The organism is Azonexus hydrophilus DSM 23864 (assembly GCF_000429605.1).
Lineage (GTDB): Bacteria > Pseudomonadota > Gammaproteobacteria > Burkholderiales > Rhodocyclaceae > Azonexus > Azonexus hydrophilus.
In genome coordinates this window covers 97,078-122,174 of the sequence record NZ_KE386926.1, presented here as the reverse complement: position 1 = coordinate 122,174, position 25,097 = coordinate 97,078, and the positions used below count along the sequence as shown (strand labels likewise).

Below are 25,097 nucleotides of genomic sequence, written 5' to 3'. Positions count from 1 at the left end.
TCTCCTTCGCCCGCACCACCTATCTGTGGATACGGGCGTAAGTTGTACGATTGCTGCGGAATCAGGCAGCCTTCTTTTCAGCTTCCGAAGCAGCCTTCTGCCACGGGGCCTTCATCAGGTTCCAGCACGGGTTGTTCAGGGTCAGGTCCATGTCCTTGGCGAAGATGGCGAAACCGTCACAGCCGTGGTAGGGGCCCGAGTAGTCCCAGGAGTGCAGCTGGCGGAAAGGAATGCCCATCTTGTGGAAGACATACTTTTCCTTGATGCCGGAACCGATCAGGTCGGGCTTGCAAGCCTTGACGAATTCTTCGAACTCGTAGCCGGTGACGTCGTCGTAAATCAGGGTGGCGTCGCCCATTTCCTTGATCGTGCGATCGTAGTCATCGTTGTGGGCGAATTCGTAGCCGGTACCGACCACTTCCATGCCCAGGTCTTCGTAGGCGCCAACCACGTGACGCGGACGCAGGCCGCCGACGTAGAGCATGACCTTCTTGCCTTCGAGGCGCGGACGATACTTGGCGATCACGGCATCCATCATCGGGGTGTACTTCTCGATGACTCGCTCGGCGCCTTCCTTGATGCTGTCGTCGAAGAAGGAAGCGATCTTGCGCAGCGATTCCTTGATCTTGGTCGGGCCAAAGAAGTTGTACTCGAGCCAGGGAATCCCGTACTTCTCTTCCATGTGGCGGGAGATGTAGTTCATCGAGCGGTAGCAGTGCAGCAGGTTCAGCTTGACCTTCGGGGTGTTCTCCATTTCGGCCAGGGTGCCGTCGCCGGACCACTGGGCAACCACGCGCAGACCCATCTCTTCGAGCAGGATGCGGGAAGCCCAGGCGTCACCACCGATGTTGTAGTCGCCGAGGATGGCGACGTCGTACGGGGTGGATTCGAAAGCCTGACCGTCACGGTTGGAGATGATCCAATCGCGGACCGAGTCATTGGCGATGTGGTGGCCCAGGGATTGGGAAACACCGCGGAAGCCTTCGCAGCGCACCGGAACGACCGGCTTGTTGATCTGGGCAGCAGCTTTCTTGGAAACCGCTTCGATGTCGTCGCCGATCAGGCCGATCGGGCATTCGGATTGAACCGAGATACCCTTGTTCAGCGGGAAGAGCATTTCGATTTCATCGATCAGCTTGGCCAGCTTCTTGTCGCCGCCGAAAACGATGTCCTTCTCCTGGAAATCCGAGGTGAAGTTCATTTCGCAGAAGGCATCGACGCCGGTGGTGCCGACGTAGTAGTTGCGGCGGCCGGCGCGGGCATATTGACCGCAACCGATCGGGCCGTGCGAGATCGAGATGATGTCCTTGATCGGACCCCAGACCACGCCCTTGGAACCGGCGTAGGCACAACCACGCATGGTCATGACGCCCGGCAGGGACTTGCGGTTGGAAGTAATGCACTTCTTCGACGACTCAAGTTCCTTGTCGTTGATCATCAAGTGCTTGGCACGGTCCTTCTTGGCTTTCTCGGGGTAAACCTCAAGCACCTCTTGAATGAGGGCTGCGGTTTCTTCGCGGGTGAGCGCTGCCATGGTGTAACTCCTTTCGTTGCGCCGGCATCTATTTGTGCACGACGCCAACATTGGTTGAATACTGGCGATACAAGGTTCGCCGCCGGAGCGACGAACCCGGACTGCTATCAGGCGGCCTTTTCGGCAGCCAGTTCAGCAGCGGTCTTGCCGACGATGCTTTCGTCTTCGGCTTCCATGATGCCGAATTCCATCAGCAGCTCTTCCAGCTCTTCCATCTCGATCGGGGTCGGGATGACGAAGTTGGTGTTGTTGACGATCTTGTTGGCCAGGGCGCGGTATTCGTCGGCTTGCTTGTGCGTCGGGTCGAATTCGACGCAGGTCATGCGGCGGATTTCGGCGTGCTGGACAACGTTGTTGCGCGGCACGAAGTGGATCATCTGGGTGCCGAGGCGGGCAGCCAGGGCCATGATCAGTTCGTCTTCGCGGTCGGTGTTACGCGAGTTGCAGATCAGGCCGGCCAGACGGACGGAACCCGAGTTTGCATACTTCACGATGCCCTTGGCGATGTTGTTGGCGGCGTACATGGCCATCATTTCGCCGGAGCAGACGATGTAGATTTCCTGGGCCTTGTTTTCGCGGATCGGCATGGCGAAGCCACCGCAGACCACGTCACCGAGCACGTCGTAGAAGACGAAGTCGAGGTCTTCGTCATAGGCGCCTTCTTCTTCCAGGAAGTTGATGGCGGTGATGACGCCACGGCCGGCACAGCCGACGCCGGGTTCCGGGCCACCGGATTCGACGCACTTGACGCCACCGAAACCGATGGACATGACGTCTTCCAGTTCGAGGTCTTCAACCGAGCCGGCTTCAGCAGCCAGGTGCATGACGGTGGTTTGAGCCTTGCTGTGCAGGATCAGGCGGGTGGAGTCGGCCTTCGGGTCGCAGCCGACGATCATGACCTTCTTGCCGGATTCGGCGAGGGCGGCCACGAGGTTCTGGGTGGTGGTCGACTTGCCGATCCCGCCCTTGCCGTAAATGGCGCATTGACGCAGTTTTGCCATGGTGTAATCTCCTTAGTCTGTCAGTCGATTTGAAATGCAATTGGTGAGTGTCGCGACTGATCTTCTGCATGTTGCGTGCCAGCTCGGCTGATGGCTTTCAAGTTGTTGTTTATTAAATGAAAAACAAAAAACATGGGGATGGGGGCGCGGTGGGGTTGTGCGACAAAGACCCTGGCTTGTGTCGGGGTGACGACAATCCCAGCCTGCCGCGCGAGGCGCGCCTGCCGATCAACCGCTGCAACCTGCCGGCGGTCGTGCTTGGCAGCCTGACCTATCAGCGTCATCCCTCACCGCTGCTGCTCGACGGCGTTGCCGAACTGCACCGCGACCTGTTCCGCCGCCTGGGCGAAGCCGGCGACGATGCGGCGGTGCGCGGGGAAGTCTTCCGCGATTACCTGACCGTGCATTTCCAGCTCGAATGGCCCGAGGAAATGGGCTTCACCGGCAACAACAAGTCACGCGCCCGCGCCAATTACGCGCGCATGATCCGCGGCTGGAGCTTCGATGCCGACAGCCGCGAGGGCGCGGTGCTCAAGGGTTGGGTCGAATCGCGTTTCGGCCTGCTGCCGCGCTGGCACGGCCAGCCGCTGCGCGATACCAACGACGACGCCTGGCTGCATTACATGGAAATGCGCTCGCAGGGTCTGTACGGGACCAGCGCGCTGGAGGCGCAGTTCGACCTGGTCTATACCTATTGCCAGCATGAACTCGCCCGTCGCCATTCAGGGGCCGGGCATGTGACGCTGTACCGCGGCGTCAACCGGGTGGCTGATCATGAAATCCTGGACAGCCGGGAGGGGGGGCGCCACACCATCCTGCTCAACAACCTCAATTCCTTCACCTGCAGCCGTGATCGGGCTTGCGAATTCGGCGATTACATCCTGACGGTGGACATGCCGCTGACCAAGATATTTTTCCACTGCGGCCTGCTGCCCGGCGTGCTGCAGGGGGAGGACGAATTCCTGGCCATCGGCGGTGTCGTCGATGTCACCTTGTCGACAATCTGAGGGTTGAGGCCGGTTCAGTCCCGGCCGTGAAGTCCGGGATCGGCGGCGACGATGGCATCGAGCGTGGCCAGCGCCTCGGCGTAGGCAAAGTTCTCGATTTCATTGCCCAGACGGGCGGCCGAGCGGCCGGCGGCGAGCACCAGGCGCGGCTGCAGCCGGTGGAAATGATCCAGGGCATTGATGTCGTCGCTGGCCAGCAACTCGCGTAGTTCGGCCAGTTCGCCGGCCAGCCGGGCGTAATCGATGGTCGGCGCCGGACTGTCGGCGACGGCCCGTTCGTGGGCTTCACGCAGGGCGGCGAAGGCGTCGCAGAACTCAGCCAGCAAGGCGGTCAGCGCCGCCGTCGGCAGGGCGGCCGAGGCTTCCGGCGTCATGGTGTTGCCGATGCCTTGTTCGATGACGCCGGCCTTGGCGGAAATCTGCAGCAGACCGAGGGTGGCCGCCGATCCCTTGAGCGAATGCGCGCGTCGCCGGGCGGTCGGCGTGTCGCCGTCGGCCAGCAACTGCTCAATGCGGTGGCCGTCGTCGCGGTGTGTGCCGCAGAACTGGTCGAGCAGGCGCCACAGGCGCTCGCTCTGGCCGAGTGTCGAGCGCAGGCCGAGCTTGCAGTCGAGCCCGGGCAGGCTGCTCAGACCCTGGCAGACTTCGTCGCCGGCGGCCGGTGCCGGCAGGCCGGCGGCGCGCCCGGTGTCGCCGCCTTTCAGCCAGCGCAAGAGCGCGGTGTACAGGACGGCCGGCTCGACCGGCTTGGCAATGTGTTCGTTCATGCCGGCGGCGCGGGTGGTCTCGCGGTCTTCGTCGAAGGCGTTGGCGGTCATCGCCAGGATCGGGATGCTTTCGCGGCCGGCGAGTTGGCGGATGCGGCGGGCGGCTTCGAGACCGTCCATGTTCGGCATCTGGACGTCGAGCAGGATCAGGTCGTAGGCCGTCTTGCCGGCCATGTCCACGGCCTGGCAGCCGTCGTCGGCGACATCGACGCGCAGATTGACCTGGCGCAGCATGTCGAGCGCGACCTCCTGATTGAGCAGATTGTCCTCGGCGAGCAGCACATGGTAGCCCTCGAGCTGGCTGCGCAGCAGGGTCATGTCGTCGCTGCTGTCGCCGACGCGCTGGCGGTGATGCTTCTGATCGAGGCGATCCTCCAGGCGTTCGAGGGCAACCAGCAGGCTCGACGGGGTCAGCGGCTTCGGAATGAAACCGGCAAAACCCAGGCTGCTCATGTCGTCGCGTGGCGCGCCCAGGGTGCCGCTGACGAGGAAGGTTTTCGGTGCCTTGGCCAGTTGCCCGGCCTGGATGCGCCGGCCGATCTCGATGCCGTCGAGGCCCGGCATCTGCCAGTCGAGCAGCAGCAGGCCGTAGGGGGCGCCTTCGGCTTCGGCCGCCTGCAGGCGGGCCAGGGTGTCGTCGCCGCTGGCCAGACAGTCGGGGCGGGCGCCCAGTTCGCTGAGCACCGCGGCCATCGAGATGCGCGCGTCCTCGATGTCATCGACCACCAGTGCGCGCGTGCCGGGCGGCAGGATATCGGCGTTGCTGCGGTGATTGAAGCCGGCCACCTTGCCGAACGGCAGTTCGATCCAGAAGGTGCTGCCCTGGCCGGGCGTGCTGTTGACCCCCAGCTTGCCGCCCATCAGGTCGACCAGCCGGCGGGTGATCGCCAGCCCCAGGCCGGTGCCGCCGTAGCGCCGGGTGGTCGAGGCGTCGGCCTGTTCGAAGGCGCGGAACAGGCGCGATAGCTGCTCCTCGTTCATGCCGATCCCGCTGTCCTGGACTTCGAGGCGGATCAGCAGGTCTTCCGGGGTTTCGTCGAGGATGCTGCCGCGCACGACGATGCTGCCGCGCTCGGTGAACTTGACGGCATTACTCAGGAAATTGATCAGGATCTGGCCGAGCCGCAGACCGTCGCCATGCAGGGCGGGCGGCAGCGAGGAAATGTCGGCGACCAGTTCGAGGCCCTTGGCCTGGACCTTTTCGCTGACCAGCGTGCACACGTCGCCGATGACGCGGTCGACGTCGAAATCGGTGGGTTCGAGCGACATCTTGCCGGCCTCGATCTTCGAGAAGTCGAGAATGTCGTTGATGATGCCGAGCAGGTGGGTGGCGGCCCCGGCGACCTTGTCGAGCTGCTGGGCCTGGCGCGGATCGCCGATTTCGCGGCGAAGCATGTGGGTGAGGCCGATGATGGCGTTCATCGGGGTACGGATTTCGTGGCTCATGTTGGCCAGGAAGGCGCTCTTGGAGCGGCTGGCCGCCTGTGCGGCGTCGCGCGCTTCGGCCAGTTCGACGGTGCGGGCGGTGACCAGTTCCTCGAGGTGATTGCGGTAGCGTTCGAGATCCTCTTCCGCCTGCTTGCGTTCGGTGATGTCGCTCCAGACGATGGCGGCCTGCGGCGTGTCGTCGAGATGGATGGCCTTGACCGACAGCGAGAAGATGCGGCTCGAACCGTCCTTGCAGCGGTAACTTCTCTCGAACGAGGCGCTGCCGTCACGCAGTACCTGGCGGATGTTGTCATCGACCTCGGTGCGCTTGCCGGCATCGGTCTGGATCGCGTACAGGTCGAGGTCGGCGAATTCCTCGCGGCTGTAGCCGAGGTGCCGGCAGGCGGCATCGTTGAACTCGACGAAGCTCATGTCTTTCGCGTCAACCAGGACGATGCCGTGCTCGGCCTGACCGACGATGGTCGAGAACAGTTCCTCGCGGCGGCGCAGGGCTTCGGTCGCCACCTTGATCGAGGTGATGTCCTGGAGCATGCCGTTGGCTCGCTGCGCCTTGCCGTTCTCGTCGAACTCGATCTCGGCGCGCTGGCGAACCCATTTGTTGCGGTCACCGGCGGTGATCCGGTGTTCGACGTCGAAAATGCCGTGGTGCACGGCTTGCCGCCAGCTTTCCCTGACCCGTTCGCGGTCGGCGGCGTCGATGGCGGCGAAGAAATCCTGCGGGGCGATGCCTTCCTGTAGCGGCAGCCCCATGATGCTTGCCGCCTCCGCCGAACCGCTCAGGCGATTGCCGGAAAAATCGAAGCTCCAGCTACCGATCCGGGCGATTGCCTGGGTACGGGCCAGGGCCTTTTGGCTGGCGAACACCTCTTCCTCGGCCAGGTGTTCGGCGGTCATGTCGCGGCCGACGCCGAGGATGCCGTACAGAAAGCCGTTTTCATCGCGGACGGCGACCTTGTGGATGGTCTGCAGTTCACGGTGACCATCGTGGAACTGTCGCCATTCCTGATGGGCAATCGGGTATCCAGCATCGATGGTGATCCGGTCGAGTTTGCGGTAGCGCTGGGCATCCTCCTCGGGAAACAGTTCGAGGTCGGTCTTGCCGACGATTTCGGCCTCGCTGCGCCCGGCGAAGCGCTCGAAGCGGGGGTTGCAGCGCTGGTAGCGACCGTCGGCGTCCTTGAACCAGATCAGGTCGGGCATGCTGTGCAGCAACAGCGTCAGTTGCTGGCGTTCCTGGCGCAGCCCGGCCTCGGCCTGGGCCCGGCCGCGCAGGCTGTCGCCGAAGGCAAGTACGGCCTGCGACAGATCCTTCAGGAAGAAGCCCTTGACCTGGCGAAGTTGCGCGGCATCGTCGGCTTCCAGCATGTCGCCTTCACCCAGGCGGTTGAGGGCAGTGGCGACAATCGCCATGTACCGGGCCGTGGCCCAGACAACGGCCAGCCAGAAAAGGACCATCAACAAGAACAGCAGCCAGGAAGTGCTGGCTGCGCGCGCCATGCTCTCCTGACGCTGCTGCTGCGCCACGGCCATGCGTTCCAGTGAGGCCTGGCTCAGGTTGGCGGCCAGTTCGTGCATCTGGGTCGCGAATTTCATGTAGAAGACGTAGGCGTTTTCCACATGCGTGCCGGCCACGCTCGGGTCGATGCTGACGATGTCGGTGGTCGAGATGGCCTGTGCCCGGTAATCGAGAAAGGCGCCGTGGGCACGCTGGAACGCCGCGTCCAGTTCCATGTGGGGGTTGTCGCTATGCAGCTTGGCCAGCCGTCTTTCGAGCGTGGCCAGGGCATCGACGACTTCGGTATGGACCTCGTAGGCCCTGGCTTCGTCGGCCTTGCCGGCGCGTGCTTCGCCCAGCAGGCCGATGAGCAGGCCCTGGATTTTCTGCATGTCGAGCGCCAGCCGGCCGGCGTCGGCCTGGACGCGCAGGTCGCCGGCGTGAGCGTCGGCCTGGCGGCGGTTGTCGTCTTCGTACTGCGTCAGCGTCTGCCAGCCGAACAGGAATGCCGTGGCAATGCCGACCACCACGGGCATGAAGAACAGCAGCAGGAATTGCAGGCGACGCAGCAGCATCGGGGTCAGCGCAGCAGTTGCGGCCACAACCCGGGGGGAATGCTGGCGACGTACTCGTAACCGGCGTCGCCGCGCTGGGCGAAGATCACGACCGTGCCTTCCGGCTTGACGAAGAATCCGATCAGGTCGGCGAGGTTGGGGGCGTGGGCGACCAGTACCCGGTTGCTGCCGGCGGCCACCGGGTCGCGCAGGATGCGGGCGAGCGCGGCCAGGTGCGGCTTCTTCTCTTCGCTGGTCATGTTGGCCGAATACATCAGCGGTTCGCTGACCGCAAAGCGCTCGCCGAACATCAGGGTGGCCGATTCGCGGGTGCGGCACATCGGGCTGACCAGAATCTCGCTGACCGGAATCCTTGCCTCGCGCAACTGCTTGCCGATCTCGCGCATCAGTTTGCGGCCGTCGTCGTTGAGGATGCGTTGCGTCTCACAGTCGTTGATGTCGACGTTGGGGAAGCGGTCGGCCCGGCGGTTGTCGGTATTGCCGTGGCGGATGTAGAGCACGTAGCCGCCGGCGCGTAACTGGTCGAGGGTGGCACGGGTGGCCATGACTTCGGTGAACGCCTTCTTGCCGTTATCAGTGGTGACCTGAGCGAAGGCAAGAGCGGGCAGGCAGGCCAGTGCGGCCAGTAGCAGTCGGCGTGCGTTCATGAATTTTCCTTTTCGGCGTCCTCGGGATGGTCGGCGTAGCGGTCGGCGATGCTGGTGAAGTCTTCGATGCGCTGCAGGAAGCAGTCGACGATGCGCGGGTCGAAATGCTTGCCCCGGCCGTCGACGATGATGCGGATAGATTCCTCGAGCGGGAAGGCGACCTTGTAGTGGCGCTTGGAAATCAGCGCGTCGAACACATCGGCCAGGGCCATCAGGCGGGCCGACAGGGGGATCTCGTCGCCCTTGAGGCCGAGCGGGTAGCCGCTGCCGTCCCATTTTTCGTGATGCCCGCCGGCGATCTCGCGCGCGGCTTCGAGAAAGTCCAGCGAATAGCGCTCTTCCTCGGCCGGTTGATTCTGCCGGCGATCGGTAAGCACCCGGGCGATGGCTTCGTCGAGGGCGTCGGCGCCGATGCGGGCGTGCGTCTTCATGATCTCGAACTCTGCCGGTGTCAGGCGGCCCGGCTTGAGCAGGATGGCGTCGGGAATGCCGACCTTGCCGATGTCGTGCAGCGGGGCGGCCTTGGCAATCAGTTTCTGGCGCAGCGGCGTCAGTTCGGCGAATTCTGGGCGCTGTGCCAGATCGGTCATCAGCACCTCGATGTAACCCCGGGTGCGCAGCAGGTGGTTGCCGGTCTCGTTGTCGCGTTTTTCGGCCAGCGTGGCCAGCGCGTGCATGCCGACATCCTTGATCAGCTCGACTTCGCGCGTGCGCTTGGCGACACGGGCTTCGAGGATTTCGTTCTGGCGGGCGAGGTGCTCGCGGGCGGCCTGCAGTTCGAGGCGGGTGCGGATGCGGGCAAGCAGGATGGCCGGGCGGATCGGCTTGGTCAAGTAATCGACGGCACCCATCTGCAAACCGACGGCCTCGTCGTTGTCGGCATCCATGGCAGTAACGAAGATGACCGGGATGTCGCGGGTGGCCGGGGCTTCGCGCAGGCGGCGCAGGGTTTCGTAGCCGTCCATGCCGGGCATCATGATGTCGAGCAGGATCAGTTCCGGGCGCGGGTCGCTGTTGGCGACATGCAGGGCGCGCTCGCCGGAGTTGGCAACCCGGACGCGGTATTCGCTGCCCAGGATCCCGCCGACGACGGCCAGGTTGTCCGGAGTGTCGTCCACGACCAGGATGGTGGGGCGGGATTCGTTTGCCATATGAATTTGCTTCGATTGTTATTTTTATTAATTCTTGGTCATTAATAAATTTTTGGCTAGTTTGCACTTATGCCCCTGGTTTGTCCAACGCTGTTCGCTGTCACAAATCCGACATGTCACACGGGGGCAAAAAGGCGATTGACGGTATACGGTCGATTGCGGATGGGCCTGGATTTTGCATTGATCGGTGTCGACCCAACTCAAGAGAAAAACCATGACCCCCGAACTGCGTGAAAAATTGCTGGCCGGCCTGCGCGACGGCAGTATCGTTCCCTACCTCGGACCGGGTGTGCTCGCCGATGTCAGGGATGCCGCCAGCGGTGCGCCGATCCCCGCCGACAGCGACTCCCTGATCATTGCCATGAACGGCGGCAAGCCGATGGCGCCCAAGCTGATGTACGAATTCCCCCGGGCGGCGATGAATGTCGAACTCAAGCGCGGACGCAGCGCCGTCACCCGTTTCCTGAACAAGACCTATGGCGACACCCAATGGACGCGGGCGGCCGTGCATGACTGGCTGAAGACGATTGCGCCGGCCTACGTCATCGACATCAATCGCGACACCCAGTTGCAGGCCTCCTACGCCGACGTGCCGCATACGCTGATCGTCGGCATCGCCCGGATCGCCGGGACGGCCTTCCGCTACAAGATCTTTTCCTGGGACGGCAGCAGCTACCGGCGGGTCGAGCACATCGCGCCGGGGCAGCCCATCCTGTTCAAGCCCATGGGCACGCCCTTGCCGGAAGGCGACTACATCGCCTCGGATGCCGACTACGTCGATTTCATCACCGAGCTGATGGGCGGTTTCTCGATTCCGCCCGAGGTCAAGGAACTGCGCAAGGGCAAGCAGTACCTGCTGATGGGCATGCGTCTGAACCGCGACACCGAACGCATGGTCATGGCCGACATGATCTACTCCGCCGCCCAGCCGGCCGGCTGGGTGTTCATCACTGAACCGACGGCCAAGGAGCAGCGCTATTGCAAGAAGATCGGTCTCGAAATCATCGACGGCGACATCTTCGAGTTCATCGGCGCGGCGGTGCCGGCCTGAATCAGGTTTGCGTCAGCCGGCAGTCGATTTCCCGCAGCGCTTCGGGGAATTCTGCCGGCGGCAGCGGACGGGCCAGAAGATAGCCCTGGGCGTGGTGGCAGCCCATGCGGGCCAGCATGCCCAGTTGTTCCGTGGTTTCCACGCCCTCGGCAACGACCTTGAGTCCCAGGCTGCGCGCCATGGCGACAATGGCCTCGACCAGTGAGCATTCACTGTTGCCGGGCTGCATGTCCTGGATGAAGGAGCGGTCGATCTTCAGCGTATCGAGCGGGAAGCGCTTGAGATAGGAGAGCGACGAATAGCCGGTGCCGAAATCGTCGAGGTACACGCGCAGCCCGAGTTGCTTGATCGCCTGCAGCCAGGCCTGGGCTTCGCCGATGTTGTTGAGCAGGACGCCCTCGGTGATTTCCAGAACCAGGCTGTCCGGCGACACGCCGTGGCGCTGCATGGCCTCGGCAATGGCGGCCGGCGGCAGACCGCCGGGAATCTGGCGGCCGGAGACATTGACCGACAGGTAGCAGGAAATGCCCGCCGCCCGCCATCCGGCCAACTGCCGGCAGGCGGTTTCGATGACCCACAGGCCGATTTCGTTGATCAGGCCGGTCTGCTCGGCAATCGGGATGAAACGGTCGGGCGGCACCAGGCCGCGCTCCGGGTGGCGCCAGCGGATCAAGCCCTCGGCACCGGTGACGCGACGACTGGACAGGTCGGCGATGGGCTGGCAGTACAGCTCGAACTGTCCCCTGTCCACCGCCTGGCGCAGGTCGTTTTCCAGGTGTCGCCGCTGTTCGGCGGCTTCGGCCAGGTTCGGCGCGAAAAAAGCCGACTGGTTGCCGCCGGCATTCTTGGCCTTGTCGCAGGCCAGTTCGGCATTGCGCAGGAGACTGGGGGCGTCGGTCGCATCGTGCGGGAACAAGGTGATGCCGATGCTGGCGGTCAGCTGGATCGGCGAACCTTCCAGCAGATAGGGCTGGCGCAGGCTGAGCATGAGTCGATCGACGACCTTGCCGATGGTTTCGTCGTTGCTGAGGTTCTGCAGGACGATGGCAAAGATGTCGCCGGACAGCCGGGCCAGCGTGTCGTTGCCCTTGACCTGGGCGCCCAGTCGGGCGGCGACCATGCGCAGGATGGCGTCACCGGCCGGAACGCCGATGCCCTCGGTGATCTGGCGGAAATTGTCGAGATCGACATGCAGCAGCGTGAAACTGGGGTTGGTCTGCTGGTGATGCTGGCGAATCCGCGCGCCCAGCAGATGTTCGAGGCTGGCACGGTTGGCCAGGCCGGTCAGCGGGTCGGTCATTGCCTGTCGTTTGGCTTCGGCCTCGGCTTCCTTGAGCGCCGAAACATCGTGGGCGACCCCCTGGAGGAGATCGCCGCCGACCGGGGTGAGCATGATGTTGAGCCAGAAATGCGTGCGGTCCGGCCGTTGCAGCATGAGATCGCGCTTGGCGGATTCGCCGGTAACGAAAACCTTTTCGATCAGCATGGCGATGGCCGTCGGTTCGGACCAGGGTAGATCGAGCAGGATCAGTTCGCCGGCGAATTCATCGGCGCGGGCTATTCCCAGCAGGCGCGCCAGCGCCGGGTTCCAGGAGGCGACGCGGCCATTGCGTCCGATCAGGAAGATGCCGCTCTCGGCATTGTCGAAAATGGCGTGATACTTCTGTTCGTCGAGCTCCTGCTGCAAACGCAGGGCATGTTCCTCGTCGAGGGTGCGGACCAGGTCTGCGGCCAGCGCATTGACATCGGTCACCAGCCGTCCGATTTCCGTCTTGGCGTGGCCGGGCGGAATTTTCAACCGGTCGCCGGCGGTCGGATTCATCTGGTGCAGTTCGCGGGAAATGGTACTGATCGGGTGAATCACGAAAGCCAGCAGGGTGACCACCATGACCCCCGAGATCAGGGCCAGTTGCCAGACCAGTTGCCAGGTCCGGTCGATAATTTCGTCCCGGATGTGGTGTTCGATGACGTCCGGGTCGGGCGTCAGGCGGATCTCGCCGATGATTTCGCCGTCGACGAAGGGTGAGTGGATGGCTCGGACCATGTCCCCGGCCTGCCTTTCCCCGGACAGCAGCAGACCCTGGCGCACCAGGTCGACCAGCAGGTTGCCGTTCTCGCTGATGGTCACGCGCAGGACCACCGGATTGCTGAGCAGCCCCTCGGCGACCTCGCGGGCCAGCTCCCGGTCCTTGACGAAGCCGGCAACCTGCAGCGTGCGTTGCACCGTATCGAGCAACTGCTCGACGCGTTCCCGGGACGCCGCTTCGGCCTGGGCGCGTGCCGACTGCATGGTGTAGGCCACGGTCAACACCCCGACCAGGCAGAAGGCCAGGATGGTCACGAGGATGGAGCGGAGCAGGATGCCGTCGCGGAAGAAGACGGTTTTCATCGGCGTGGCGACGTTACCCGGCTGGCAGGCAGTCCGGTCACCAGTAGAAGGAGCAAGGCGCAGCGTTTCATGAAAGGCCGGTTTGCTGTCCGATGTGTATTGAAGGCGATTATGCACTTTGTCTTGCGGATTTGTCGCCAGGAACTTCCGCGAATGCCGACATCGGCATTGTCCGGAATCCGACATTCGCCGTCGCGCATCGTGCCGATTCCGCGTGGTTGCTGGATTCCGGCGAAGGCAAGGAAATTGCTAACTACCTGCTGCCAACAATATTTCAACTCAGGGAAGGAAAAAGCAAAATGCTGATGGATCGCTACGAATCGCTGTTCTTCAACGCCAATTTCAAGGAAGCCGCCAGCGAAGCCGGCTGGGTCGCCTACCGCGGCGAACTGGTCTTGAAGGAAGGCGAAATTGCCGACGCCCAGGGCCGCCGCAAGCCGCCGGTCGAAGTCATGAAGCAGGCCATCGTCCTCACGGCCGGCGACGAACTCAAGCTGCTGGCCGGTTCCATCGATGAACTGCAGTTCTTCCCGGCGCTGCTGGACAAGTACGGTGCCGACATCAAGCCGGGCAGTCTGGTCGTGCTGTACACCGTTAACATCGACAATCCCTTCATCGCCAACGTCAACGGCGCCTCGGTCGTCTGCATTCCCATGGTCCAGGGCATGGTGTGGAACGAGATGTGCGAAGTCCTCGGCCTGGAAAAGGGCGATTTCAAGGGCATGAGTGCTGCCGACAAGGTGGTGAAGGTGTACGAGGAACTCAAGAGCCACGTCTTCAAGTACCCGGCCGCGACGATCGAGGAAGCGATGGGCAAGACCAATGCCAACAAGCGCGAAAACCACGGCGCCGTCTGATGCCCTGGGATGAGCGTCTGGCGCTCGGGGTGGCGGATATGGACGCCACCCACCGGGAATTCATCACCCTGGTCGAAACCTTGCAGCTAGCCTCGGATGACGAATTCCCGGCCGTGTTTTCGCAACTGGTCGAACACACCCGCGCGCATTTCGAGCACGAAGGCAGGCTGATGAAAGCCTGCCGTTTTCCCGCCATCGGCGAGCACAACAGCGAGCATTTGCGCGTGCTTGGCGAACTGGCGCATTTCGGCCGCAGCGTTGCCGCCGGCCGTCTGAAATCGGCCCGCGATTACGCGCGCGGCCTGCCCGCCTGGTTCGCCACCCATCTGGCAACCATGGATGCCGCGCTGGCGGCGCGCTTGAAAGCGTCGGGTACGGCCTGAAACTCAGTTCTGCGGGCAGAGTGTTGCCTGCGCATTCGCTTCCCGCCGTTGCACCACCTTCAGCACCAGCAACAATACGCTGCCGACCAGCATCACCCCGGCCGCCATGTAGAGGCCGACCGCGTAGTCGCCGGCACGGCCGGCGGCCAGCCAGCCGGTGATGGCCGGCGCCAGGATCTGGGCGACGCCGTAGGAAACGGTCATCTTGCCCATCATCTTGGCCGGGCGGGTCGGGTAGTAGCGGCCGGCCATGGTCAGCACCAGGCTGACCATGCCGATGAAGGTGCCGCCGAACAGCATCGCTCCGGCCAGCGCCGCCGGCAGACCGCCGGCCAGCGGCAGCAGGATGCCGGCGATCTGCAGCACGGCGGCTGCGATCAGTGCGTTGAGGTCGCCGATGCGCCGCGCGATCAGGTCCCAGACGATGCAGGCCGGTGCGGCGCCGACGCCGAGCGCGAGGAAGACCAGCGTGCCCTGGCCGGCCATGCCGGGCAGGCGGTCGACGATGGCGACGATGAAGGTGGCGCTGACCACGTAGCCGACCCCGGCGCAGAAGTAGGCGGCCATGAACAGACGCATGAACAGCGGCGACGGCGGGTTGTCCTCGAGCTTCTCGCCGCTGCGGGTCAGGCCGCTGGTGTCCGGTGCCGGCAGCCAGCGCAGTGCCGGGATGGCGAGCAGGCAGCCGAGGGCGGTCAGCGCGAACCACTGCTCGCGCCAGTCCAGCCATTGCTGCATCAACGCCACGGCAGCGGCACAGCCGGCAATGCCGAGCCCGATGCCGGCGAAGTGGATGCCCAGTTCGCTGCGATGCTGGTGGCGGATCAGCCAGTTGAGGATCAGCCCGGTGCCGAACAGCATCGCCGCCGCGCTGCTCAGGCCGGCGACGAAGCGGGAAATCGCCCACACTGTTGGATCGGTGCTCAGCCCCATCATCGCCGTGCTGGCAATGGCCAGGATCATGCCGATCCGGTACAGCTTGTCCTTGAGCACCAGGTCGCTGACCAGAGAGGCGAGCAGGGCGCCGCACAGGTAGCCGCCGTAATTGATCGCCGCCAGCCAGCCGGCGTCGGCGATGCCCAGGCCGGCCTGCTGCTGCATCAGCGGCAGCAGCGGCGTGTAGGCGAAGCGGGCGACGCCCATCGCCAGCAGTAGGCTGAAAATCCCCGCGCCCAGTACCTTGAGCCGTTCTCGTTGTTCGTTCATTTTTTGTCTCCTGTTGGTGCGACAACGATAAACGGGCTAAGCTATCTCAACAATTGATTTATCAAGAACGAATCGTTCGTTATTGGAGATGGTTATGGAACTGGTCGCGCTCAGAACCTTTCAGGCGGTGGTCGAAGAAGGCGGCATCCTGGCTGCGTCGCGCAAGCTGAACACGGTGCAATCGAACGTCACCACGCGCATCCGCCGGCTGGAGGAAGAGTTGGGGGCCGAACTGTTCTTCCGCAAGGGACGCGGGCTGGAGCTGGCACCGCCGGGGCGCGTGCTGCTCGACTACACACGGCGCATGCTGATGCTGGAGCGGCAGACGACGGCGGCGGTGCGCCAGGTCGGCGAGAGCACCGGCGAGTTGCGCATCGGCGCCATGGAAACCTTCGCCGCCCTGCACCTGCCGCGTGCGCTGAAGGCGGTGCGGGCCAGCCATCCGGGCATGGAACTGCGGGTGTTTACCGACACCAGTGCGGCGCTGGCCGACAAGGTCCGCCAGCACAAGCTCGACTGTGCCTTCATCGCCGGGCCGGTGGTCGATCCCGACCTGCAGTTCGAGGAACTGGTGGTCGAGGAACTGGTACAGGTCCATGCCGCCGGCAGCGATCCGCTGCAGCAACCCCTGATCCTGTTCCGCGAGGGCTGCGCCTACCGGGCGCGGGCGCTGGCCTGGCAGCGCAGCCAGGGGCATACGCTGAGCGATGCGATGGAATTCGGCACGCTCGAAGGCATCCTTGGCTGTGTTTCGGTCGGTCTCGGGTGGACGCTGATGCCGCGCCGGGTGGTCGAGCAGTCGCTGCACGCCGACGACCTGGTCGTGGAAACGGTGCCGCCGGAAATCGCCCGGGTGCCGACCGGCATGATCAGCCTGCGCGAAGCGCCGCCGCTGGCAGCCCTGAAAACCCTGGCTACGGCATTGCTGGTCGCCTGAAAAGGCGAAAGCCTCGCACCGGGGGGAGTACGAGGCTTTCTGGACGGTCTTGGGTCGAGGGGGAGGAGGCCTGACCGTCAGGGCTGATGTCTGTTCAGCTCATGGATCACAGCATAAGGGGGCGCCGGCTCGCCCTCAAGTAACGGTTTGCAACAGTCGGTATCCGCCTGTGCGGGCGAGGTCGACAGGCATTCGCTCAGGGTGGCGAGCGGGTCGCTCAACTGGACCGGTTCGCTGGTGTGCGGTGGGCTTGGCGCTACCGGCTGCAGCGGCGCCAAGCCAATACTGGCGCGCAAACGTAGGCAATCGGGGTTGGGACTGCCGTCGTCGAGCCAGGTCGGGAATTCACGGCAAGGCGTCGGCCGGTTGGCATAAATGCCGCAGGCAATGCCCGGCTGGCCGATGGTACCCTGCAAGGCGATACAACGGGCGCCACCGGTTTCGGTGCCTTTCATGCAGGCCATCAGCGGGTTGATCATGCTGACCAGTTCGGCCGGGACAAAGCCGCCGCTGCCGCCGGCGATCTCGCCGCAGTAAAAGGAAACACGGAAATGCTGGCAACAGGCCCCGCAGGAAAAGCAGGGGTTATCCGGGGTATCCGGCATGTCGAGAAAAACGCGGTTGTCTTCCTGAATCAGGCGAATCTGGATGTCGTTGTCCATGGCGTAACCCGTGTGAGCGGCGCGCGAATTTACCCAATCCGCCGGAAAAAGTCATCCACGCCCGGAGAGGCTTGTCAGACAGCCTTTTCCGCCAGCGCGATCAGCGCTTCGGCCTGCTTTTCACAACGGACGCGGGTCAGTTCGTCGAGGCCGCGCAACCAGCGCCGCGGGATGCCCTCCAGCCCGTAACTGGCGCCGGCCAGCATGCCGGCAATGGCGCCGGTGGTGTCGGCATCGCCGCCCCGGTTGACGATGTCGATCAGGCAGTCCTCGAAGCACTCGGTGGCAAACAGCGATTGGAAAACCGCCTGCATGGTGTCGACCACGTAGCCGCTGGGGTTCTCGCTGTGCTTGCGGTCCCAGGCGAAGATCGGGAAGGCTTGGACCAGATCGCCGGCGCGTTCGCGTTCGACCGCGATCACGTCACGGCCGGCGAGGAAGTCCTGGACCATGAAGACCAGGGTTTCGCAGGCTGCGTCGGACAGCGGATTGTGGTGCGTGACATGGGCCTGCGCCCGGCTGGCGGCGCGGACCGCGGGCGCCGGTTGACCGTAGCAGGCCAGCGCCACTGGTAGCACGCGCATCGCCGCGCCGTTGCCGGCGTCGTGCTCGGATGCCGGGGCTTCCGGATTGCGGCTGCTGCGGAAGCTGACCAGGTTGCGGCGCACGGTATTGCCGATGTCCACCGGCTTGGCGCGCATCCAGGCGTCGAAGGCGTCGGCGGCGGCCAGCGCATCGACACGGCCGGCAGCGAGGATGGATTCGCCGAGCGCCAGCGCCATGGTCGTGTCGTCGGTGACCTGGCCGGCCTTGAGGCGCAGCCAGCCGCCGCCGACGATGTTTTCGTGTACGCCGTGATGGGCGCGGATTTCCTTGGGCGTCATGAATTCGACCGTGGCGCCCAGCGCGTCGCCGATGGCCAGGCCGAGATAAGCAGCGACGGCGCGCTCGGCCAGCGGCGAGCGTTCGGCGGTGACGCGGCGGCGAACCGGCGCGTTGCGGGCGATCAGTTCTCCGGTCCAAAACATTTGGCGTAATCCTTGCAAACCCCGCACGAGGGGGCGGGGCAGACGTAAATGCCTTCCTGGGCGCAGAACTGGCGGTAGAGGAATTTCTTCCACTTCATGTCGCCGCTGTTGGCCAGGGCCAGGCTGGGGAAGTTGATGCGCATCAACTGCGTCAGTTCGTCGCGGTTGATCAGGCCAAGGTCCTGCCACAGGTGGTCGCGACCGGCGCAGGCGGTGGCGACGATGTTGGCGAACAGGGGTGCCGATTCACGCTGGCGGTCGCGGTGATCGAGCAGCAGTTGCTGCAGGTCCGCCCATTCCGGGATGCTGTCCACATGGCGCGGCAGGCCGGCATGGTCGAAACCGGCAAAGTAGCTGGCCAGCAGGCCGCCGAAGACGGCTTCGCCGAGGCCGAGATCGGCCGGCAGGCAACCGTCGCCAACGGCCTGGCCGGCGAGCATGCTGGCCAGCAGCGCCCGGTTCGGATCGTCGGCCACCGCAGCGGCGGCAGGCGCCGCCAGCAGCGCATCGAACAGCATGCGCCGGTAGTTCAGACGATCCGGGGCGTTCATGGTCACTTGCTCGGGTATTCGATGAGCAGATCCTCATCGCGCAGGACCATCTGGCAGGCCAGACGCCACTGGGTCGGACACAGGTCGTCGACCAGCATCTTGTCGACTTCGGCCTGGGTGATCTTGCCCAGTTCCTTGAGCACGCGGATTTCGTGATCGGTCAGCGGCGCGCCCATCGGGCTGCGCTTGGCGTCGACCGACGAGACCTTGACCAGGCAGGTGCCGCAGTCGCCATTCTCGCAGCCGAAATCGATCGGGATGTGGTGTTCCTTGGCCAGCGTGAGGACGGTCTGGCGATTGCTGCCGGCGACGGCGTAAACCGTCTTGTCCTTGTGCAGCGGGCTGGTAAAAGTGATGAGAGCCATTTGTTCTTTCTCCGGTAAGCGGGTTTTCGAGGTTTCTCTGTTGTTGTCGGGATGCAGCGGTTGTGGGTCTTATGCGGGTTTGACGACGATTTCGCCGCCAAGAATCTGGGCCTGGCAGGCCAGGCGGTGGCCGCGCGGGGCCATGTTGTCCTTGAGCACCTGGTCTTCGAGCACGCTCGGCGGGGCGAGGTTTTCGCCGCCTTCGATCACCTTGGTCAGGCAGGTGCAGCATTCGCCTTCGCGGCAGCCGTAGGTGATGCCGGCACCGACCTTTTCCGAGACTTCGATCAGCCGGGTGCCGGCGGGAACGGTCATGGCGACGCCGATGTCCTGGAAGGTGACTTTTGCTTTGGGCATTGTTTTTTTCTCCTGTTTCAGGCCAGTTCGGCCATGTCGATGACGCGCGTTTCGAGGCGGCCGGTTAGGTGGCGCGCCAGTTGTTCGCCGAGGTCGCGGCAGGCGTCGAGTTCGCCGGCATCGGGGACAAGCTTGATGCGCAGGCCTTCGACCGGGACCCGCAGCTTGAGTCCGCGCAGGCGGTCCTCGATCAGCCGCACCGCTTCGCCGCTCCAGCCATAGGAGCCGAAGGCGGCGCCGAGCTTGCCCTTGACGTTGACCGTGGTCAGCGACGAGAGCACGTCCCACACCGGCTTGACCGCGTCGGCGTTGATCGTCGGGCTGCCGAAGGCGAGGCCGTCGGCTTCCTCGATCAGGTCGGTGAAGATGCCGTCCTCGCCGCCTTCGAGGTCGTACAGCGAGACGCGCACGCCGTCGATGCGCTCGGCGCCGGCGGCCAGGGCTTCGGCCATGCGTCGGGTGTTGCCGTAGGCCGAGATGTAGAAGACGACCAGCGTCTTCTCGCTGTGCGCCTCGTTGAACAGCCGCGGCGTCGCCAGTTCGCGGTAGCGGTGCAGGTAGTCGCGCGGCTGCTTGCGCAGGATGGGGCCGTGCGCCGGGCAGAGGGTGCTCAGTTCGAGCGGCTCGATCAGCGCCACCGCGTCGAGCACGTGCTCGCGGAAGGGGCGCATGATGTGCGCGTAGTAGTACTCGAAGGAAAAGCGGAAATCGCCGACCCGGTCGTTGAACAGTCGGGCGTCGCAGAAATGGCAGCCGAAGATGTCGCCGGAGAACAGGATGCCGTCCTCGACCAGGTAGGTGCATTGGGTGTCCGGCCAGTGCAGGTAGGGCGTGTGCAGGAAACGCAGGGTGCGCCCGCCGAGGTCGACCTGGTCGTCGGTGGTGACCGGGATGTATTCGGGCGGTTTTTCGCCGGTCGGCTTGAGCAGCGCCTTCAACATCATCTGGGCGCGGCTGGACAGGTACACCTTGGCCTGCGGCGCGCGCTTGAGCAGTTCCGGCAGGGCGCCGCTGTGATCCGGTTCGAGGTGGTTGAGGACGATGGTGGTGATTTCGTCGTAACGGGCCACCGATTCGAGCCGGGTGAAGAAGGTGTCGGCGAAGCTTTCCTTGACCGTGTCGATGACGGCCACGCCCGTCTCGCCGCGCACGACATAGCTGTTGTAGCTGGTGCCGTTGGCGGTTTTCAGGATGATGTCGAAGGAACGCAGGTGCGGGTCGAGGGCGCCCACCCAGTGGACGCCCGGTGCAATCTCGACGGCGCCGTCAGTGAGTCCCGCAACCGGCATGTTCTTCCTCGTCGTGCGCATGGCTGCCACAACTGCCATGGCCCTCCGGCCCGTGCACGCAGGCTTCGATATTGCCTGCCGGCAGCTCGACACCGTTGAGTCCGACCCAGGCGTCAACTGCGGCCGGATCGAAACCGACCATGCGTTCGTCGCCGACTTCCATCAGCGGGCGGCGGATCAGCAGCGGGTTCTCCAGCAGCAACTGCAGCGCGTGCTCGAAGCTGATGTTCTCGGGCACGATCTCGCCGCTCTTGATCGCCGGTGCGGCCGGGTTGAACCAGCGGGCGACCGGCAGCTTGCCGATGAACTGGAGCAGGCGGTCGGCCGTCCAGGCTTCGCTTTTCAGGTTTTTCGCCTGGACGGTGTGACCGGCGGCGGCAAGCAGCGTCTTCTGGCGCAGATTGCCTTTACAGCCGGGTTTTTCGTAAAAAGTGATGACCGCCATCAGGCTGCCTCCCGCCACAAGCCGAATTCCTTCAGCTTTTCGATTGGAATCCCGGTCAGCGACCCCGGCGGATTGAGGAATTCCCCGAGTTCATTGACGATCGCCATTTCGATCGGGCAGATCGCCGCGCATTGCGGATCGGCATGGTCGCCCAGGCATTCGGTGCATTTGTCCGCGCTGATCAGGAAATGCGGCGCTTCGTCGCGCTCCGGCTGGTAGATGGCGTCGTTCGGACAGACATCGACGCAAGCCCAGCAATTGACGCAGGATTCGGTAATCTGGAGTGCCATTTACGCCACCTTCAGAGAATCGGCTTGCGGCAGCAATTTGCCGGTCGCCGCGATTTCCTTGTACACCGCCATCACCGCTTCCTCGATCGGCTCCATCGCGTGTTCGCCGTTCGGCGCGATGCCGGCGGCTTCCAGCTTGGCCCAGGGTTCGTAACCGACCTTGGCGCAGAGCACGACCTCGCAACCTTCGAGAATGCGGATGTTGCGATCAAGCAGCGATTCGCTGGCGCCCGCTTCGACCACGTCGCCGTCGCCGCAGGCATCCATGCCGCCGCAGTACAGTTCGGTCTTGCGGTGGCTGATGAAACGCACGCCTTCCGGCGAAGCCTCGTAGATCAGGAACTCGCGGGCATGACCGAAGTGCTCGGCAACCAGGCCATTCTTGCCGGCTACCGCCATCAATACCGGCCGCGAACCTGCCGGAATGTCGGTCGGCTTCGGTTTGGCGACGCCGCGTTCGGCTTCCAGTTTCTCGATGATCGCGTCATGCACTGCCTTGCGGCGGACCATGGCGGCTTCGTAATCGACCTCCATGACGTCGATCTTGTCCATGGTGAACTCGTCGCCGCGATCCTCGCCCAGCAGGCCGACCGCGTCGGCGCGGCACTGGCGGCAGTGGCGCATCATCGCCATGTCGCCGGCACAGGCGTCCTGCAGCTCCTGCAGCATTTCCTGGGTCGGTTCCGGCTGGCCCATGATGCCGTAGTAGGTGCCGTGCTCGGCCTCGGCGATCAGCGGCATGACGTTGTGCAGGAAGGCACCCTTGGCCTTGACCACCTTGGAGACTTCCTTGAGGTGCTGGTCATTGATGCCGGGAATCAGCACCGAATTGACCTTCACCAGGATGCCGCGGTCGGTCAGCATCTGCAGACCCTTCTGCTGCTGTTCGATCAGGATGCGCGCGCCCTCGATGCCGAAGATGCGCTTGTTCTGCCAATAGATCCACGGGTAGATCTTGGCGCCAACTTCAGGATCGACACAGTTGATGGTGATCGTCACGTGGTCGATGTTGTGTTTGGCGATTTCGTCGACATGCTCGGGCAGGGACAGCCCGTTGGTCGACACGCACAGCTTGATGTCCGGGGCCTTCTCGGAGAGCTGGCGGAAAGTGTCGAAAGTGCGGCCCGGGTTGGCCAAGGGGTCTCCGGGTCCGGCGATGCCGAGCACCGTCATCTGCGGAATCTCGGCGGCCACCGCGAGCACCTTCTTGATCGCCTGGTCCGGCGTCAGCAGTTCGGAGACGACGCCCGGGCGCGATTCGTTCGAGCAGTCGTACTTGCGGTTGCAGTAGTTGCACTGGATGTTGCAGGCCGGCGCGACGGCGACGTGCATGCGGGCGAAATAGTGGTGCGCCTGTTCCGAATAGCAGGGATGATCCTGCACCTTGGCGCGGATGTGATCCGGCAGATGGGCCAGCCCGTCCGGCGCCGTGCCGCAACCGCTGGAAGAACAGCCGCCGCCTTCGGCGGCCGGTGCGTTGTTGCTGATGACTGGAAGTTCCACGATGAGGGCTCCAAGAAAACTGTTCGGAGCCTCTTCAGCAATCGCTGTGCCAGTGGGTTATTTCTCAATAAATCAATGGCTTGCGGTGTTCGTGTTTTTGCCCTGTCAGGCCGGATGTCGCAAACCGGACATCGCCGGCCACAAACCCTCACCACCGGCAGCAAGATGGCAGAGATAGACGCGCAGATCGAATTCCAGCTGGTGATAATCCGGCTCGATGTGCCGGCACAACTGGTAGAAGGCCTTGTCGTGCTCGGCTTCCTTGAGGTGGGCCAGTTCGTGGGCGACGATCATGCGCAGGAATTCCGGCGGCGCCTCGCGGAACACGGCGGCGATCCGGATTTCATGCTTGGTCTTCAACTTGCCGCCCTGCACCCGCGCCACGCGGGTGTGCGTGCCCAGCGCCCGGCCGACCGACTGCAGTTTGCCGTCGAAAACGATCTTGCTCGGCTGCGGCGTATTGCGAAGGAACTCGCCACGCAAGTCCTGTACGTAATCGTACAAGGCGCGGTCAGTGCGTACCGCGTGCGCCACCGGATACTTCTTGCGCAAGGCCTCGCCCAGGCGCCCCTGCTCAAGCAGGCGGGCGACCGGTTCGGTCAGGTTGGGCGGGTAGCCGGCGAGGTAGGCGGTGGGCACGGATGGCGGCAGTCAGGGCTGAGGGCGCGATTGTCCCGGTAATTGACCGGTTTGGGTAGCACCCTCGGCTGGCCTCCGCCTTCAATGCAGACGCTGGATGAACGGGGCGAAATGGCGGTCGGATTCAAGAATATGGCCCATGCACCAGCGCGGCAGATAGTCACTCAAGGCCTCGGGCGTGATCAGTCCGGCGTGGGCGTCGGCAAACATCTTCGCCAGCGCTGTCAAAGGGCGAGGATGTTGCGGTGCTGGTTGTCGAGCATCCAGTTGCCAACGCTGTAACTGCGTTCCCAGTAGGACAGATCCTGCATGGCGGTGTCTCCAGTTCATGTGATGATGCTGGTGTCCAGTCAGGGGGCTCCGCGCAAATTCTTCCGGTCGGGGGCCCGCGTATGCCTTGATCATGCTTCTGACGCGTGTTTTGACTGGTGATTGGAGCGATTGTTCCTGATAAGTTGCTCGGGGCTCAGCCCGTCAACAACGCGATGTAAGCCGGATAGCTGTAGCTGCGGTTCTTCTTCTGGCCGGTCAGTTCCTGCACGATGCCCAGACCCTCAAGCAGCTTTACTGCTGCGTTGGCTGTGGGGAAGGTGGTGTCGAGTGACTGTCGCGCCAGTTCGACAGTGAAGCGCGGCATCATCGGCAGTGTTTCGAAGAGGCGGTAACAGGCCGGGCCCGCCTTGGGCGAAGCGAGCAGGCGACGACGGTCGCTGGCGATCAGGCTGGCCATGGCAACGATGCTGCGCTCGGCTTCACTGGCCGCAGCGGCAACACCATCGAGAAAGAAATCGACCCAGCCTTCCCAGTCACCTTGAGTGCGGATGGCCGACAAGCGCTGGTAGTACGCTGTCTGATGCTGTTTCAGGTAACCGCTCAAGTACATCAACGGCTCGGGAAGCAGCCGCCAGTGTTCCATCAGTGCTGCGATCAGCAAACGCCCGATGCGCCCGTTGCCATCAAGGAAGGGGTGGATGGTTTCGAACTGGGCATGGACCAGGGCGATTTTTACCAGTGGCGGTAAGTCTGATGCCGCATCATCGTGGATGAAGCGTTCGATGTCGGCCAGCAAATCCGCTACCTGCTCGGCTGGTGGCGGCACAAATGCCGCGTTCCCCGGTCGTGTGCCGCCGATCCAGTTCTGCGAACGCCGCAATTCGCCGGGTTGCCTGCCGTTGCCGCGTACGCCGTCGAGCAGCAGCCGGTGGGCATCGCAAAGCAGACGCACGCTGATCGGCAGTCCGGCTGGATCGCGCAGATTGTCCTGGACCAGTCGGAAAGCCCGCAGGTAGTTGGTCACCTCTTCGACATCGTCAGCATTGCCGATGGCAAAGCCGGCCTCTTCTTCAAATAGATCGACCAGCGTTGCCTGCGTGCCCTCGATCTGGGATGTCAGCAAGGCCTCCTTGCGCACCGCGCCATAGAGTAGCCAGTCCACTGACGGCACCAGCCCCGAAACACCGGACAAACGTGCTAACGCCAGCTCCGCAGCGCGATTTCCTGCCACGAAACATCCGCTCGC

24 protein-coding genes are annotated in these 25,097 nt (G+C 63.8%); 5 read left to right on the top strand and 19 right to left on the bottom strand.

Annotated elements, in window-relative coordinates; translation table 11 throughout:
* Nucleotides 1–61 precede the first annotated feature (61 nt).
* Both nifD and nifH read right to left on the bottom strand, forming a co-directional pair.
* A complete protein-coding gene (gene nifD, locus G471_RS0115715; protein WP_028996169.1) occupies nt 62–1,534 on the bottom strand; it encodes a nitrogenase molybdenum-iron protein alpha chain in 1,473 nt (490 codons plus the stop codon).
* Nucleotides 1,535–1,641: 107 nt separating this feature from the next.
* Nucleotides 1,642–2,535, bottom strand: a complete 894-nt coding sequence (gene nifH / locus G471_RS0115710) for a nitrogenase iron protein (RefSeq protein ID WP_028996168.1) — start codon at nt 2,533–2,535, stop codon at nt 1,642–1,644.
* A 155-nt stretch (nt 2,536–2,690) separates the two neighbouring features.
* Between nifH and G471_RS0115705 the strand changes: the two genes are divergently transcribed.
* Complete coding sequence (locus G471_RS0115705; protein WP_051295557.1) at nt 2,691–3,542, top strand: NAD(+)--dinitrogen-reductase ADP-D-ribosyltransferase; 852 nt, start codon at nt 2,691–2,693, stop codon at nt 3,540–3,542.
* A gap of 14 nt (nt 3,543–3,556) precedes the next feature.
* Here G471_RS0115705 and G471_RS18515 read toward each other — a convergent pair whose 3' ends face one another.
* The 3 genes from G471_RS18515 to G471_RS0115690 are packed head-to-tail and all read right to left on the bottom strand — an operon-like array spanning nt 3,557 to nt 9,626.
* The gene (locus tag G471_RS18515; RefSeq protein ID WP_051295550.1) at nt 3,557–7,855 is read right to left on the bottom strand and encodes a PAS domain-containing hybrid sensor histidine kinase/response regulator; all 4,299 of its coding nucleotides are present in this window, start codon (nt 7,853–7,855) and stop codon (nt 3,557–3,559) included.
* A complete protein-coding gene (locus G471_RS0115695; RefSeq protein ID WP_028996166.1) occupies nt 7,834–8,475 on the bottom strand; it encodes a histidine phosphatase family protein in 642 nt (213 codons plus the stop codon). Before G471_RS0115695 ends, G471_RS18515 begins: the two co-directional genes overlap by 22 nt.
* Nucleotides 8,472–9,626 (bottom strand): response regulator, encoded by a 1,155-nt coding sequence (locus G471_RS0115690; RefSeq protein ID WP_043421933.1) that lies wholly within the window; start codon nt 9,624–9,626, stop codon nt 8,472–8,474. Before G471_RS0115690 ends, G471_RS0115695 begins: the two co-directional genes overlap by 4 nt.
* Nucleotides 9,627–9,840: 214 nt before the next feature.
* On the opposite strand from G471_RS0115690, the gene G471_RS0115685 reads away from it, so the two are divergent.
* Nucleotides 9,841–10,677 (top strand): hypothetical protein, encoded by an 837-nt coding sequence (locus G471_RS0115685; protein ID WP_028996164.1) that lies wholly within the window; start codon nt 9,841–9,843, stop codon nt 10,675–10,677.
* A gap of 1 nt (nt 10,678) precedes the next feature.
* Here the strand turns inward: G471_RS0115685 and G471_RS18060 are convergent, their stop codons facing one another.
* The gene (locus G471_RS18060; protein ID WP_211226446.1) at nt 10,679–13,183 is read right to left on the bottom strand and encodes a putative bifunctional diguanylate cyclase/phosphodiesterase; all 2,505 of its coding nucleotides are present in this window, start codon (nt 13,181–13,183) and stop codon (nt 10,679–10,681) included.
* Nucleotides 13,184–13,371: 188 nt separating this feature from the next.
* Here G471_RS18060 and G471_RS0115675 point away from each other — a divergent pair, with 188 nt between their 5' ends.
* Both G471_RS0115675 and G471_RS0115670 read left to right on the top strand, forming a co-directional pair.
* Nucleotides 13,372–13,923: a hypothetical protein gene (locus G471_RS0115675; protein WP_157272563.1), complete on the top strand. Its 552-nt coding sequence runs from the start codon at nt 13,372–13,374 to the stop codon at nt 13,921–13,923.
* Nucleotides 13,923–14,306, top strand: a complete 384-nt coding sequence (locus G471_RS0115670; RefSeq protein ID WP_028996162.1) for a bacteriohemerythrin — start codon at nt 13,923–13,925, stop codon at nt 14,304–14,306. Before G471_RS0115675 ends, G471_RS0115670 begins: the two co-directional genes overlap by 1 nt.
* A 3-nt stretch (nt 14,307–14,309) precedes the next feature.
* On the opposite strand, the gene G471_RS0115665 is transcribed toward G471_RS0115670, so the two are convergent.
* Nucleotides 14,310–15,512, bottom strand: a complete 1,203-nt coding sequence (locus G471_RS0115665; protein WP_028996161.1) for a YbfB/YjiJ family MFS transporter — start codon at nt 15,510–15,512, stop codon at nt 14,310–14,312.
* Nucleotides 15,513–15,606: 94 nt separating this feature from the next.
* Here G471_RS0115665 and G471_RS0115660 point away from each other — a divergent pair, with 94 nt between their 5' ends.
* A complete protein-coding gene (locus G471_RS0115660) occupies nt 15,607–16,449 on the top strand; it encodes a LysR family transcriptional regulator (protein WP_028996160.1) in 843 nt (280 codons plus the stop codon).
* Between the two features lie 77 nt (nt 16,450–16,526).
* Here G471_RS0115660 and G471_RS19605 read toward each other — a convergent pair whose 3' ends face one another.
* The 12 genes from G471_RS19605 to G471_RS0115595 form a co-directional block, all read right to left on the bottom strand.
* Nucleotides 16,527–17,111 carry a YkgJ family cysteine cluster protein gene (locus G471_RS19605; RefSeq protein WP_081700314.1) on the bottom strand — a complete coding sequence of 195 codons (585 nt, stop codon included), beginning with the start codon at nt 17,109–17,111 and terminating at the stop codon, nt 16,527–16,529.
* Between the two features lie 74 nt (nt 17,112–17,185).
* On the bottom strand, nt 17,186–18,139 hold the full coding sequence (draG, locus tag G471_RS0115650; RefSeq protein ID WP_081700313.1) for an ADP-ribosyl-[dinitrogen reductase] hydrolase: 954 nt from the start codon (nt 18,137–18,139) through the stop codon (nt 17,186–17,188).
* On the bottom strand, nt 18,118–18,690 hold the full coding sequence (locus G471_RS0115645; RefSeq protein WP_028996158.1) for a nitrogen fixation protein NifQ: 573 nt from the start codon (nt 18,688–18,690) through the stop codon (nt 18,118–18,120). The genes draG and G471_RS0115645 overlap by 22 nt, the downstream gene beginning before the upstream one ends.
* Nucleotides 18,691–18,692: 2 nt before the next feature.
* Nucleotides 18,693–19,055 carry a 2Fe-2S iron-sulfur cluster-binding protein gene (locus G471_RS0115640; RefSeq protein ID WP_028996157.1) on the bottom strand — a complete coding sequence of 121 codons (363 nt, stop codon included), beginning with the start codon at nt 19,053–19,055 and terminating at the stop codon, nt 18,693–18,695.
* A 69-nt stretch (nt 19,056–19,124) separates the two neighbouring features.
* A complete protein-coding gene (locus tag G471_RS0115635) occupies nt 19,125–19,412 on the bottom strand; it encodes a 2Fe-2S iron-sulfur cluster-binding protein (protein WP_028996156.1) in 288 nt (95 codons plus the stop codon).
* A 17-nt stretch (nt 19,413–19,429) separates the two neighbouring features.
* On the bottom strand, nt 19,430–20,740 hold the full coding sequence (locus G471_RS0115630) for an FprA family A-type flavoprotein (protein ID WP_245580578.1): 1,311 nt from the start codon (nt 20,738–20,740) through the stop codon (nt 19,430–19,432).
* Nucleotides 20,679–21,146 carry an ArsC/Spx/MgsR family protein gene (locus G471_RS18050; RefSeq protein ID WP_043421931.1) on the bottom strand — a complete coding sequence of 156 codons (468 nt, stop codon included), beginning with the start codon at nt 21,144–21,146 and terminating at the stop codon, nt 20,679–20,681. The genes G471_RS0115630 and G471_RS18050 overlap by 62 nt, the downstream gene beginning before the upstream one ends.
* Complete coding sequence (locus G471_RS0115620; protein ID WP_028996154.1) at nt 21,146–21,436, bottom strand: 4Fe-4S dicluster domain-containing protein; 291 nt, start codon at nt 21,434–21,436, stop codon at nt 21,146–21,148. Before G471_RS0115620 ends, G471_RS18050 begins: the two co-directional genes overlap by 1 nt.
* Nucleotides 21,437–22,939: a nitrogenase cofactor biosynthesis protein NifB gene (gene nifB, locus G471_RS0115615; protein WP_028996153.1), complete on the bottom strand. Its 1,503-nt coding sequence runs from the start codon at nt 22,937–22,939 to the stop codon at nt 21,437–21,439.
* A gap of 105 nt (nt 22,940–23,044) precedes the next feature.
* A complete protein-coding gene (locus G471_RS0115610) occupies nt 23,045–23,578 on the bottom strand; it encodes a YgjP-like metallopeptidase domain-containing protein (protein WP_245580577.1) in 534 nt (177 codons plus the stop codon).
* Between the two features lie 81 nt (nt 23,579–23,659).
* Nucleotides 23,660–23,788, bottom strand: coding sequence for a hypothetical protein (locus G471_RS19580; RefSeq protein ID WP_281170411.1), 129 nt, complete (start codon nt 23,786–23,788; stop codon nt 23,660–23,662).
* Nucleotides 23,789–24,044: 256 nt separating this feature from the next.
* Nucleotides 24,045–25,082, bottom strand: a complete 1,038-nt coding sequence (locus G471_RS0115595; RefSeq protein ID WP_211226445.1) for a Fic family protein — start codon at nt 25,080–25,082, stop codon at nt 24,045–24,047.
* Between the last annotated feature and the right edge of the window lie 15 nt (nt 25,083–25,097).

Excerpts from the sequence above, each read along its gene's own strand:
- draG (WP_081700313.1), bottom strand. The coding sequence starts at position 18,139 with ATGTTTTGGACCGGAGAACTGATCGCCCGCAACGCGCCGGTTCGCCGC.
- G471_RS19580 (WP_281170411.1), bottom strand. The coding sequence starts at position 23,788 with ATGTTTGCCGACGCCCACGCCGGACTGATCACGCCCGAGGCCTTGAGT.
- G471_RS0115660 (WP_028996160.1), top strand. The coding sequence starts at position 15,607 with ATGGAACTGGTCGCGCTCAGAACCTTTCAGGCGGTGGTCGAAGAAGGC.
- G471_RS0115640 (WP_028996157.1), bottom strand. The coding sequence starts at position 19,055 with ATGGCTCTCATCACTTTTACCAGCCCGCTGCACAAGGACAAGACGGTT.
- G471_RS18050 (WP_043421931.1), bottom strand. The coding sequence starts at position 21,146 with ATGGCGGTCATCACTTTTTACGAAAAACCCGGCTGTAAAGGCAATCTG.
- nifH (WP_028996168.1), bottom strand. The coding sequence starts at position 2,535 with ATGGCAAAACTGCGTCAATGCGCCATTTACGGCAAGGGCGGGATCGGC.
- G471_RS0115645 (WP_028996158.1), bottom strand. The coding sequence starts at position 18,690 with ATGAACGCCCCGGATCGTCTGAACTACCGGCGCATGCTGTTCGATGCG.
- G471_RS0115670 (WP_028996162.1), top strand. The coding sequence starts at position 13,923 with ATGCCCTGGGATGAGCGTCTGGCGCTCGGGGTGGCGGATATGGACGCC.
- G471_RS0115620 (WP_028996154.1), bottom strand. The coding sequence starts at position 21,436 with ATGGCACTCCAGATTACCGAATCCTGCGTCAATTGCTGGGCTTGCGTC.
- G471_RS0115685 (WP_028996164.1), top strand. The coding sequence starts at position 9,841 with ATGACCCCCGAACTGCGTGAAAAATTGCTGGCCGGCCTGCGCGACGGC.
- G471_RS0115690 (WP_043421933.1), bottom strand. The coding sequence starts at position 9,626 with ATGGCAAACGAATCCCGCCCCACCATCCTGGTCGTGGACGACACTCCG.
- G471_RS0115695 (WP_028996166.1), bottom strand. The coding sequence starts at position 8,475 with ATGAACGCACGCCGACTGCTACTGGCCGCACTGGCCTGCCTGCCCGCT.
- G471_RS0115630 (WP_245580578.1), bottom strand. The coding sequence starts at position 20,740 with ATGGCAGTTGTGGCAGCCATGCGCACGACGAGGAAGAACATGCCGGTT.
- nifD (WP_028996169.1), bottom strand. The coding sequence starts at position 1,534 with ATGGCAGCGCTCACCCGCGAAGAAACCGCAGCCCTCATTCAAGAGGTG.
- G471_RS0115675 (WP_157272563.1), top strand. The coding sequence starts at position 13,372 with ATGGATCGCTACGAATCGCTGTTCTTCAACGCCAATTTCAAGGAAGCC.
- G471_RS19605 (WP_081700314.1), bottom strand. The coding sequence starts at position 17,111 with ATGGACAACGACATCCAGATTCGCCTGATTCAGGAAGACAACCGCGTT.
- G471_RS0115635 (WP_028996156.1), bottom strand. The coding sequence starts at position 19,412 with ATGCCCAAAGCAAAAGTCACCTTCCAGGACATCGGCGTCGCCATGACC.
- G471_RS0115665 (WP_028996161.1), bottom strand. The coding sequence starts at position 15,512 with ATGAACGAACAACGAGAACGGCTCAAGGTACTGGGCGCGGGGATTTTC.